The 11,747-nt window shown below is 51.6% G+C and carries 9 protein-coding genes and 1 pseudogene; 3 read left to right on the forward strand and 7 right to left on the reverse strand.

Features of this window, described 5'->3' with window-relative positions; genetic code table 11:
• Window positions 1-5 precede the first annotated feature (5 nt).
• Window positions 6-1,256 (reverse strand): cyclic nucleotide-binding domain-containing protein, encoded by a 1,251-nt coding sequence (locus tag PsW64_RS17410; RefSeq protein WP_057461710.1) that lies wholly within the window; start codon window positions 1,254-1,256, stop codon window positions 6-8.
• A 292-nt stretch (window positions 1,257-1,548) separates the two neighbouring features.
• On the opposite strand from PsW64_RS17410, the gene PsW64_RS17415 reads away from it, so the two are divergent.
• Window positions 1,549-2,544: a hypothetical protein gene (locus PsW64_RS17415; RefSeq protein WP_208980858.1), complete on the forward strand. Its 996-nt coding sequence runs from the start codon at window positions 1,549-1,551 to the stop codon at window positions 2,542-2,544.
• A gap of 200 nt (window positions 2,545-2,744) precedes the next feature.
• Here the strand turns inward: PsW64_RS17415 and PsW64_RS17420 are convergent, their stop codons facing one another.
• From PsW64_RS17420 to PsW64_RS17445, 6 genes are all read right to left on the reverse strand, one after another.
• Window positions 2,745-3,524, reverse strand: coding sequence for an ABC transporter ATP-binding protein (locus PsW64_RS17420; RefSeq protein ID WP_063294136.1), 780 nt, complete (start codon window positions 3,522-3,524; stop codon window positions 2,745-2,747).
• A complete protein-coding gene (locus PsW64_RS17425; RefSeq protein WP_057461712.1) occupies window positions 3,521-4,276 on the reverse strand; it encodes an ABC transporter ATP-binding protein in 756 nt (251 codons plus the stop codon). The genes PsW64_RS17420 and PsW64_RS17425 overlap by 4 nt, the downstream gene beginning before the upstream one ends.
• Before the next feature lie 12 nt (window positions 4,277-4,288).
• Complete coding sequence (locus PsW64_RS17430) at window positions 4,289-5,443, reverse strand: branched-chain amino acid ABC transporter permease (RefSeq protein WP_446737472.1); 1,155 nt, start codon at window positions 5,441-5,443, stop codon at window positions 4,289-4,291.
• Between the two features lie 7 nt (window positions 5,444-5,450).
• Window positions 5,451-6,479, reverse strand: coding sequence for a branched-chain amino acid ABC transporter permease (locus tag PsW64_RS17435; protein WP_057461714.1), 1,029 nt, complete (start codon window positions 6,477-6,479; stop codon window positions 5,451-5,453).
• A 117-nt stretch (window positions 6,480-6,596) separates the two neighbouring features.
• Window positions 6,597-7,943, reverse strand: coding sequence for a substrate-binding protein (locus tag PsW64_RS17440; RefSeq protein ID WP_193757817.1), 1,347 nt, complete (start codon window positions 7,941-7,943; stop codon window positions 6,597-6,599).
• A 435-nt stretch (window positions 7,944-8,378) separates the two neighbouring features.
• Window positions 8,379-9,713 carry a globin-coupled sensor protein gene (locus PsW64_RS17445; protein ID WP_082830560.1) on the reverse strand — a complete coding sequence of 445 codons (1,335 nt, stop codon included), beginning with the start codon at window positions 9,711-9,713 and terminating at the stop codon, window positions 8,379-8,381.
• A 333-nt stretch (window positions 9,714-10,046) separates the two neighbouring features.
• Between PsW64_RS17445 and PsW64_RS17450 the strand changes: the two genes are divergently transcribed.
• Both PsW64_RS17450 and PsW64_RS27975 read left to right on the forward strand, forming a co-directional pair.
• Window positions 10,047-10,511, forward strand: coding sequence for an RrF2 family transcriptional regulator (locus PsW64_RS17450; RefSeq protein ID WP_208860038.1), 465 nt, complete (start codon window positions 10,047-10,049; stop codon window positions 10,509-10,511).
• 196 nt (window positions 10,512-10,707) lie between these two features.
• Window positions 10,708-11,747: pseudogene (locus PsW64_RS27975) on the forward strand (putative bifunctional diguanylate cyclase/phosphodiesterase); the annotation flags it as partial.

Consider the following 11,747-nt stretch of genomic DNA (forward strand, 5'->3'; position numbering starts at 1 on the left):
TTTTGTTAGGCTACACGCAGCAAGGCGAACCAATAAAATGCTGCAAGCCCGGCAATCGCGTGGCTGGTGGAAACCGCCACCCATGACCGGCGATACTGGAACATTACGCCCCAATAAAAACTCACCATAAACGTCAGCAAAACGGCCAGTTTGGAATAGGGCAGATGGATGATGGAAAAGGCAACAGAAGCTGCAAAATTGCCCCAGAACACAGAGGAAAGCTTATGTGGCCCCAGCGCGGCTGTCACAGGAACCTGCATGCCACACCGCACAATGAACTGCTGAATAGGGCACATCACCAGTGCATAAAAAATCGCAAACGCCACCTCTGGCCACCCCATGAATGGCCCCTGTACCTGATGCGCGAGAAAGTAGAAGGAAAACGACTCTTCTGAGGGGTGCACAATGTACCGGATAACTGCCATCACCAAAATAATCGGAACAGTCATAACCACCCCATAACCAAACTGGCTTGGGAGATGACTGAACTCAAGCCCGAAGATGCGTGGCGGCAAATAGAGGTTTTTCATGATGTAAAACAGAATAGCCGCGAGAATAAAGTTCAGGCTCAAACTGTAAACCGTCATCGCAATGAAGCCGTAACCGTAATCATCAAACGTATTTTTGTAGAGGCTGATGAACAACGCAAACGACGACATGGCGATCATATTCGCCACCAGCAAAACCGCATAGGCCTGCAATCGACGGGATCGGATCTTGATCTCTTCGAGCACGCGGGAGCTGCTTTGTTCCAGCTGATGCGCCGCCTGCCGGGCAAAATAACGAAACAGCATGGAGTTGGTTTCAGTCGAGGTCGGCAAGGTGCCATACCGGTTCCAGCTCAATGCAGCGACAACCGTATCCCGCTTGGCCCGCACGCTCGCGATGTAACTTTGTGGTCCTACATGGGCGCGAATATAAGCCAGTTCTCCTGCCACATCACCGGCTTTCAGGTGTCCAAGAACAGTATCGGCTCCATCCTGATCCTCTTTGATAACCTCCAGATCCCCCTCAAGAATGATGAAAAACCGGTCCGCACTTTGCCCTTGTACCAGCAAATCCTCATGGGCTTTGAGGGAGTAGTACTGGGCACAATCCAGCACCTCACGAATAACAGGCTGTGTCGGCAAGCCCAGGTCGAGAAGACGCTGATGCAACTGCGTGCGATGGCGCGGAATATTGCCATAGCTCACCTCGAGCTGTGATTTGTTTTTTTTAGGAGACTGTTCCTCATCGCGCTGGGACAGGAAGCGCATCTATGGGCCTTCTTTCAGTAAAATCCTTGGCTGAAAAGCACTGCAATGGATTTTAGCGTGCCAGTTCCATCCTGCATGCACTTTGGTAAATCATGGTAATCCTGCACCAATGGGATCTCTCAAATTCCATTCAACTCTATAGCGTATTCCCTAAAACTGGCCGCGGTGTCTGGCCAAGAATACGCACCAAGCTCTATGGGGATAGGGAGTTCTCTGGAAATAGTGGGAAAGATTTCAGAGTGGCGCCAAACAACAGTGCACGCTTAGATATCGGAAAGCGCAGGAGGGTTGGTTGGTCTTTTCATTGCTGCAATACAAATCCTATCAGTGGATGCCGCGAGACAGAGAGGAACACCACTGCAAGTTTATCTCCAGCAGAGGCCTTGCCAAAACCTGCCAAAGCCGGAACCAGAAGCTGAAATCCTCGGTACCTGACCTCGATGATGAGTTGCTGGAGCATCACCATGAAGGTGCCACGCTTTACATCACCACGGATGCCCTGCCGCATTTCGTCCAAACCAAACTACTGCACATTCGCCAGCCATTCGTCCTGCTCAGCGGTGACAGTGATCTGCCCGTTGGGCCGGACACGACCCTGCCGAACACGCTGTCCTCACTCGATCTGAAGAACCTGCTCTCCCATCCGCTGCTGGTTGCATGGTATGCGCAGAACCTGGCAATCGAGCACGAAAAGGTCTTCAACCTGCCCATTGGTTTGGATTACCACACCATGACAGCCCGCAAATCTCACGCTTGGGGGGACTTCCAGACACCGCTTGAGCAGGAAGAGTGCCTGCGCGTCGTAGCTACCGATGCCGCGCCGTTGGAGGCTCGGGAAGCCCGAGGCTACTGCAACTGGCACCATGCAGCCCATCGTGGAGACAGGGCGGAGGTGATGGAGATTGCGGATAACTCTACTGCTTACTTCGAAGGTGATCATCTTCCCCGAGAGCAATCCTGGCGTAAGAACGCGCAGTTCCTTTTCACAATCAGTCCTTTTGGGGATGGAATGGACTGCCATCGGACATGGGAAGCGCTGTTTCTTGGGGCGATTCCCATCGTCAAATCCTCAAGCCTGAACCCGTTATTCGAGGACTTGCCAGTCGTGGTTCTCGAAGATTGGAGTGAGTTGACCAGTGAACGTCTGCTTGAAGAGAAACAACGTATTCTGGCAGAAACCTTTGACTTCTCCAGCCTCTACCTGAGTTTCTGGCAAGACCGCTTTCTGGGTCATGAACCTGCACGCCAAGGTCCTCTGACCTATCAGCAGTTCTTAGATACTCTTTGAAAAATGATGCCCCGAAAAAGAAAAAGACCAGAGGAACGAATCCTCTGGCTCAGGTAAAGGGTCAATAGCCCTTGGGGGAACTTGATCGGGATTTCTGAACATGCTGAAAAATGCTCAGAGACACCCTGCAAAATAAAGCAAGTTGCAGACTCAGAACTAACGCAACCTGCTTTTGCGGAGCTGACGCGCAAGCAAAAACGTCAGATCGCCAGATAGGTTTGTCGAAGCTCTTCGTTGTCGAGCACATCCTGCGCCGTGCCATCAAACACCACTTCGCCCATGTCCAGAATCACCGCACGGTCCGCAAGGTGCAGGGCCGCCACAGCGTTCTGCTCCACGATAATCGTCGTGATGCCCAGCTCCTTCACGTTCTCAAGAATGCGCTCAATCTCTTGAACAATCACCGGAGCAAGGCCCTCGTACGGCTCATCCAGCAACAGCAGTTTCACATCACGAGCCAGTGCACGGGCCACAGCCAGCATCTGCTGTTCACCGCCAGACATGGTCACCGCTTCCTGCTTGGCACGCTCGGCAAGGCGAGGGAAGTGATCGTAAAGACGCTCAATCGACCACCCGTGCGGTTCCGAAATCTGCGCCAGTTGAAGGTTTTCCTCCACGGTCAGCCCCGGAATGATCCGGCGATCTTCCTGCACCAATTGGATCCCGTTCTGGGCTGCCAGATAATTTGGCATCTCATGAATAGGCTTATGATCCAACCAGATCTCACCATGTGTCAGTTGCGGGTCGCTGGCACGGGCAATCGCGCGAAGAGTGGACGTCTTCCCAGCCCCATTTCGTCCCAGCAACGCAAGGATCTCACCTTCGCGAATATCAAAGCTAACACCCTGAACGATATAGCTTTCGCCGTAGTAGGCGTGCAGGTCCCAAGCTGAGAAATAAGCCGGGGCACCACCTTTGGAGCGCACAGGCGTAACACCCGGCGCGGTCGCGCCTTTGAATTGATCTTCGAGAATGGTCATACGTGCGCCCCTCCCAGATATGCTTCCTGAACACGTGGATCGCCCTTGATGTCTTCCGGCTGCCCTTCAGCGATCACAGTGCCCTGCGCCAAAACGCTGATCTTGCTGGCGAGGGAGAACACTACATGCATGTCATGCTCGATAACGATCTTGGTGATGCCGCGCTCGCCAATACGCTTCAGCAAATCAATGGTGTTGTTGGTATCAGCCCGCGACATGCCAGCAGTTGGCTCATCCAGCAGCAGCAGTTTTGGGTCCTGAACCAGACACATCGCCAGTTCCAGACGCCGCTTGTCGCCGCGAGAAAGCGAGTCCGCCCTCATGTCTTTCTTCTCGGCAAGGCCAACATCCTCAAGCATATGCATGGCTTTGTCGCGAATTTCGCCCTGACCATCCACACGAGCCCAGGCGTTCATAGTGAATGCTCCATCTCGCTTGGCCAGCGTTGGGATCATCACGTTTTCCTGCAAGGTCAGATCACCAAAGATCTCCGGTGTCTGAAACACGCGGGAAACACCCGCCTGATTGATCTCATGCGGCTTAGCGCCAATGAGATCCTTGCCCAGAAAGGTCACAGAGCCCGTATCAGGGATCAGACGCCCTACAAAACAATTGAGCAATGTGGATTTGCCTGCACCGTTTGGCCCGATGATGGCGTGCACATGCCCTTGCTCGATGGAAAGGTTCACGTCATCGAGAGCTTTCAGGCCACCAAAGCGCTTGTTCACGCCCTTAACACTAAGAATTTCCATGGTTGCCTCTCTCTATTCCGCTGCATTGGCTGATGCTGGAGAATGCGAATGGCCTGCTCTCTTGCCAACACGCGAAGGTCTCCGGCGGAACAGCTTGGTTATCCGGTTGAAGCCTTCCATGATGCCGCCCGGCAGGAAGATCACGATCACCATGAACAACAAACCAAGCGTCAAATGCCAGCCTTCGCCCACAAACAAGCTTGCAAGGCTCACCACAGCGCCCTCCATGAAGTCAGGCAGGAAGGAGAAAATGGCATGCAGTGTCTGCTCGTTGTATGCAGAGAAGATGTTCTCGAAGTACTTGATGAGACCTGCACCTAGGATCGGCCCAAGCAGTGTGCCAGCACCACCCAGGATAGTCATCAAAACCACCTCACCAGATGCCGTCCACTGCATGCGCTCAGCACCCGCAAGCGGATCTGTCACGGCCAGCAGGCTACCTGCAACACCAGCAAACGTGCCGGAAATGACGAAAGCAGCAAGGGTGTAAGGCCGTGTATTGAGGCCGGTATAACTCATTCGGTTCTGGTTGGATTTCACCGCACGCAGCATCATCCCAAAGGGGCTGCGGAAAATGCGTTGTGAAATGTAAAATCCGATGATGAGCAGAACGGCACAGAAGTAGAAACCCGAGTACCCGGTCATCTCAATCCCAAACAGATTGGAAATCAACGGACCGGACGCTTCTGAAGTGCTGTCAAATAACCGTGGGTCAGATTGCAGCACCCGCAAGCCAGTCTCACCATTGGTGATTGGGGTTAGCACAGAGTACGCCAGATTATAGCTCATCTGCGCAAACGCCAGCGTCAGAATGGAAAAGTAAATGCCTGACCGGCGCAGCGAGATATACCCAATGGCTACCGCAAACAGGCTGGAAAACACCACGGAAAAGAGCAGTGCTGGAATAGGGTTCATTCCCAGCAGTTTGAAGCTCCAGACCGCGGCGTAAGACCCGATACCCAGAAAAGCTGCATGACCAAAGCTGAGATAGCCAGTCAGGCCAAACAGCAGGTTGAAGCCCAGAGCAAACAGGCCGAAAATTGCAAACTTTTGCAAGAGGTCTGGATACCCGGCACCAATCGGTGCCAGCCAGATCGGCATTGTCAGGATTGCAGCTGTAAACAGCACAAGCATGAGCAGGTCGGAGCGTGGAGAAATCTTGGTCATCATTGGCTCAGGTCTCCATCACACCTTTACGGCCCATAAGTCCACGTGGACGAACCAGAAGGATAATAACTGCAACAAGATAGATAATGATCTGGTCGATACCCGGCAGAATGGTCTTCACCTCATTCATACTCGCAAAGCTTTGCAAGATGCCCAGCAGAAAGCCAGCAGATACCGCACCGGGCAAAGAGCCCATGCCCCCCACGACCACCACCACGAAGGACAGCACAAGGAAGTCCATACCCATGTGATAATCTGGTGGAAGGATCGGCGTGTACATAACGCCAGCAAGACCTGCGACGACGGCAGCAACAGCAAAGACCAGCGTAAAGCGACGCTCAATGTTGATGCCAAGAAGGCCAACAGTTTCGCGGTCAGCCATGCCAGCGCGAACGACCATGCCAAAGGTGGTGAACTGCAGGAAGGCAAAGACCCCGCCAATCACGCTAAGCGAGAAGAACAGATACACAATGCGCCACTGCGGATAGACGACAGTTCCCGGATCAAAGCCGATCCAAATGCCCAGGTCCATCGCGCCGCGCACCATGTCCGGTGCAGATTGCGGAATAGGGTTCGCCCCGAAATAAGTTTTGATGATCTCTTGCAAAACAATGGCCAGACCAAAGGTCACAAGGATCTGCTCAGCATGTGGGCGCTTGTAGAAGTGGCGGATCAAACCACGTTCCATCACATACCCAACCAGCAGCATGACCGGAATGGCAAATGCGATAGACAATGGAACGGAGTAGTTGAGCATCGTCGTGCCAGTGTCACCCAGCCAAACCTCAATGTAAGGCACACGGGTTTCCAAAGGCGTACCCCAGGCTGTGGTCTTGGTAGGATCGACGACAACCTGCTCAAGGCCGATCAGTTTATTGAAAGCTACGGCACAAAATGCGCCAAGCATAAACAAGGCCCCATGGGCGAAGTTCACAACTCCAAGCGTACCGAAGATAAGCGTTAGCCCAAGCGCAATCAAAGCATAGGCACCGCCCTTATCAAGGCCATTGAGAATTTGAAGAACGATGGCGTCCATCCGCTCTTCTCCCTTTAAATTTGTGAGAAGGTGCAAGGCATCCAATGCGGAACATCAGTGGTTCAAGCAGGAGCCATTGCCCGGCTGCAAAAAACTGCAGCCGGGCAAACGGTGCTGTTAGACCTTGTAAGGTCCAAGCTCGCCACCAAAGATCTCTGGGTCATACGTGACCTGAGAAGCAGGTGTCACTTCAACAACTTCCAGAAGGTCAAACTGGGAAGTCGCGTTCTCGTTACCTTTCACAACCAGCACATCCTTGAAGCACTGGTGATCAGAACCGCGGTAAAGAGTTGGGCCGTTACCCATACCGTCGAACTGGTGATCTTCCAGAGCCTTGATAACCTCTGCTGGATTGAAGGTGCCCGCACGTTCACACGCATCTGCATAAAGCAGTGTCTGAACGTAGCAGGTGTGTGCAGCCTGGGATGGTGGGAAGCCATATTCCTGGCCGAACGACTTAACAAAGGCCTTGGAACCTTCGTCCTGCAAGGACCAGTTCCAGTTGGTTGTGCCGTAAATGCCTTTGATGTTTTCGCCTGCACCCTGAGCCATAAGGCGAGAGTACAGCGGAACGATGATTTCAAAGTTCTTGCCATTGACAAGCTTGTCACGCAGACCAAACTGAACAGCCTGTGTCAGCGAGTTGATCATGTCCTTACCGTAGTGGTTCAGGATCAACACATCAGCACCAGAGTTCAGAACAGGTGCGATGTACTGAGAGAAGTCACCAGCACCCAATGGAGTGCGGACTTTGTTGACGGTTTCCCAGCCAAGGCCTTCTGTAGTGTTGGCAATGGACTCTTCCTGTGTCCAACCCCACGTATAGTCAGCTGTCAGGTGATAAGCACGACGGTCTTTGCCCATTTCTTTGTCAAGCACAGGGCCAAGTGCTGCACCGGACATATAAGCGTTGAAGAAGTGGCGGAAGCCATAACGCCGCTTGTCCTTGCCTGTGGTGTCGTTGGAGTGGGTCAGACCGCACATAAACACAACGCCCATTTCCTGCGCCAGAGACTGCTGTGCAATCGCCACGCCGGAAGAAGAGCCGCCAGACCACATGACAACGCCGTCTTTCTCGATCATGCGCTTTGCAGAGGCGCGAGCCGCATCAGACTTTGTTTGAGTATCACCGGTGACGTAGTCAACTTTCTTGCCGAGAACGCCGTTACCATTGAGCGAAAGCGGCTTCATGGTGCTCAGCATACCGCCGTCACCTTCACCGTTCAGGTGCTTGACGGCCAGCTGATAAGCACGCAGCTCGTCAGCGCCTTCGTCAGCATAGGCGCCTGTTTGTGGCACGTTGAAACCGAAAGTGACTGTTTTGGAATTGGTTGGGTCATTACGGAAATTGGTTTCAGCCCAGGCGCTGCGGCTGATAATAGTTGGGGTCGCCAGAACCAGACCACTGGCTGCTCCCGCCTTCAATAGGCTACGCCGATTCATCGGCCTACGAATAATGCTCATGAAATCCTCCCGAAAGGCAAAATGCCCGAATTGACGTGATAGAGGTCCCGTCCTCCTAAGAACCTGCCGCGTTCACCATTCCTTGTTCACCAGAAACAGTTACGTCAGCTCACGCAAAGGAAAGCCTAGTTCGGTAGTATAATGAATCGCAATTCGACTTATGGTTTTTAAACCAAAGGTTAATATAAAGTAAGATTCTATTATATGTTGTAAATCTTTTGTCCTATTTAGTTTTAAGGAAGTGTTGCACTGCAAATGTGACCTGAATGAAATAAATGCATTTTACGTAAGGTATCCGTTAAAACTGTAAAATACTGAATTCATGAAGAATGTCGTTTAAATTTCTCAGGGTATGCAGAGCACTGGTGTTTGTCTTTTGGTTGAAGGACAAACACCAGTTTTTCGTAGTGCAGCTAACGCAAGTGCGAAGGCTTTCTACCTCAAGTTGCCGAGGAACGTGCCAACCGACGAACGCAGGTCAGCAGCCTGATTGGATAAAATTTGTGCAGCATCTAGCACGCCTGAAGCGGTTTTGTCGGTTTCATCCGCTGCTTTTTGTACCTGGCCGATGCTATCTGACACCTGCGTGGTTCCCAATGCAGCATCTTTGATGTTCACTGCAATGGATTGCGTTGCGATGCCTTGTTGTTCAACCGCACTGGCAATGGCATTTGCACTGTCATTCATCTCTTCAATGATCTCTTTAATCTCAGAGATCGCCTCTTTGGACTCGCTTGTGCTCTCCTGAATCCCAGAGATTTGATCGCTGATCTGCACAGTTGCATTTGCTGTTTGCTGAGCAAGCGACTTCACCTCGTGTGCAACCACAGCAAAGCCTTTGCCCAACTCACCGGCACGCGCCGCTTCAATGGTTGCGTTGAGGGCGAGCAGATTGGTTTGCTCCGATATTTGAGTAATTAAGTCAATAATATCACCAATCTCGATTGCCACTTGGGACAGATGATTGACCTGCTGGAAGGCCTTTGTGGATGCGAGTGTCGCGTTGGAGGCTGTAATCGTTGTCTTGTGAACCTGCTCAGCAATCTCCGAAATGGCAGTCCCCAGTTCCTCGGTTGCAGAGCGCACCGCCTCCACATTTTGAGAGGCATCCAGAGACGCTGCTGCCACGCTGGAGCTGATCTCGTTGGTGTGCTCTGAGTTACCGGAAAGAGAAACTGCAGACCCATGCAGCTGATCTGCAGCGCTGGCAATGGAAGACGTGACTTGGCCCACAGATCCCTCAAAATGCTCTGCAAGGTCCGTCAGAAACTCTTGACGCGCCTCTTCCCCGGTCTGGTCATAAACCGCCAGTGCAAGGTCCATATCAAGCAAGATGACCTTGTTGAGGATGCCAGGCAGGTTCTTGCTTGGCCGGCTGGAACGGGAGAATAAGCCGCCACCAGACTGCTCAAGAAGAGCTGCGCTGAGCAACGTTCCCAACCTGCTGTAAGCTCCGATATACCATTGCGGTGTCAGGCCGAGTCGCTGATGCGTTCTGCCGATCCGCTGCACAGACTGTGCATAGTCATCATCCAGCTTTCCACTGCATATGAGCCGCCAATGCTCATGCTGCTTCTCCCGCGCATGACGCATGTGCTCTTCATTCTTGAAAAACTTCATGGTCTCAGGAAAGTTTCGAATGTGTCTATAAAACTCATCCAAGACCTCCGGCATGATCGCCATGATGATATCCTGGGAGTTTCCAAGTTCTTCCAACTCCGCTGAAGATATACAGTGATACGTCAATCGATCATCGATAGTTTCGCTCATTAAAAATCCATGCTTAATAAATCATAGTTTTCGTTTCTTTCAGTTATTACGTAAGGAAATATTGGGGTCACGAAAGAAAAAAACGCAAAAAAAGTTATTTACGCTAAGTATAGAATGTAGATTCTAATTGACCCAGCGTAATGGTTTGGATGTGTGTAGTTGGTAATTGTATTTATATTTTGATAACTTTTGATGGAGATCAATGTTCCCATGTGAGTACTGCTCTTTTGTAGTATATGACCGGCGTCAATCAATAAAAATAATACCCCAAATGTTTTTATTAACTGTAATTCGATGAAGCAATTTCAGCTTTAGAGTAAGGTCGAGGTACCTATGAAATTAACTGGGATGACAGATGTAGCGGTACGCATACTGATGCTCATGGCTGTCAACCGGAGCGACAAGTGGACAATTGACCGCTTGTCTGAGGCAACCAACAGCGGGCGTCCTCAGGTCGCCAAGGTCGTGCAGATCTTAAACCGGAAGGGCTACATCAAATCCAGACGAGGGCGATTGGGTGGTCTGATGCTTGCTCATGCGCCAGCTTCTATCAACATCGGTAAACTCATCCGGAATGTTGAAGACAACTTCGCACTGGTGGAGTGCTTTGCATGCAATCCTGCCAAACCATGCCCACTATCGGGTGTCTGCCGTTTCAAAGGCAAGTTGAAGCATGCGCTGAATTCTTTCATGGAAGAGCTGGATGCAATCAACTTGACGCAGATTATTGAAAACGCAGACGAAATTAGGACAAGCGTTGAAGTAAACGCTGAGCGAAAACTAGAGCTCTCTGCCTAGTACGATGCAATTAAAGTGCATTTAACCAACCTGCTTTCGTGAGCATTAACCGACAAAACTCATAGTTTGGTAGTGCTCACGCCTGCTTAAGACAGTTTCGCGACAATCAGGCCTTGTTCATGAGACCTCTGTGCCCTCACGCACGAGGTTTTTGTTCATTTGGCGAATAGCAAACTGTTCGGCGCAGGCAATTTCTATGAGACGAGTCCGGCACTCAATTTCTTTTAAACTAGCAATCATCTCTGTTGTCGCCATTGCTCTATCTTATTTCGCGCTAACATTTCTCGTTGTAATTCAATGGAAAAGAACGCTTCAACTCCAAAGTGAGCAACTCTCTCAAATCGCTGTAAACCAGTTTTCCACCACGCTTGAACGCGATGTTGCGTTGATAAGACACCGTATCCAGTCTCAGCTATCCGAAACCGCAGCCAGCCTTTCTGCCATTGGCGAGCGCGGCGACATCGTAAAAGCCGCAGAAACCCGCGTCTGGGCAGGTGATGTGAACATCCTGTCACTGGTGCAGGAAGGCACGCCGCTTGATGCTATTATCCTGCTGAACTACCGCGGCCAGATCGTCGGAGCATCCAAGCGGGCCGATCCAGGGTTGATCCAGAAACAGCTCCTCAAAGTTCATCTGAAACAGTCGCTTAGTACTGTCTGGACGCCGTCCACGGGTACAGGCCCAGCCGTCAGATACACGCTTCTTCCAGCCACTCAATTTGGTCCGTTACTGCCGGGGGAGCCTGATGCAGGCGTCTCTCAGGTCCTTTATTCCTCACTCATCGACCCAGGTACCCAGTGGCGCGGAGCCTTGGTGGCGCAGCGTTGGTTTCCCTTCAACTCCGGCGTGATCGACGAATACAGCAAGATCTCAGGTGCCGAGATTGCGATCTTCTATCAGGACAAGCTGGTTGGCGCCTCACCAAATGCACCGGTTGAAGCGCTGCAAATGCCTGAAAACTTGCGTAAACTTAAGATCCTGAACACCGCATTCGAGTTCTGTGACAACGGTCCATCCCCGCTCGTGATTTGCGCCTTCAAGCCACTGGAAGTCTTGCTGGACGCACAGGAACGCCTACGCAATGTGGGCGAAGAGACCAGCGCTCAGACTTTCCAGCGGCTTATTGTGTTGGGCTTTACCGCCTGTCTTATCATCTTCATCGTAGCCTTGTTTGTTTCCCGCAAAATGTCCCAGCCACTGCAGCGTATCGCGGATGCCCTCTCTGATGTGGCGGG

It is taken from the genome of Pseudovibrio sp. W64 (genome assembly GCF_001623145.1).
Lineage (GTDB): Bacteria > Pseudomonadota > Alphaproteobacteria > Rhizobiales > Stappiaceae > Pseudovibrio.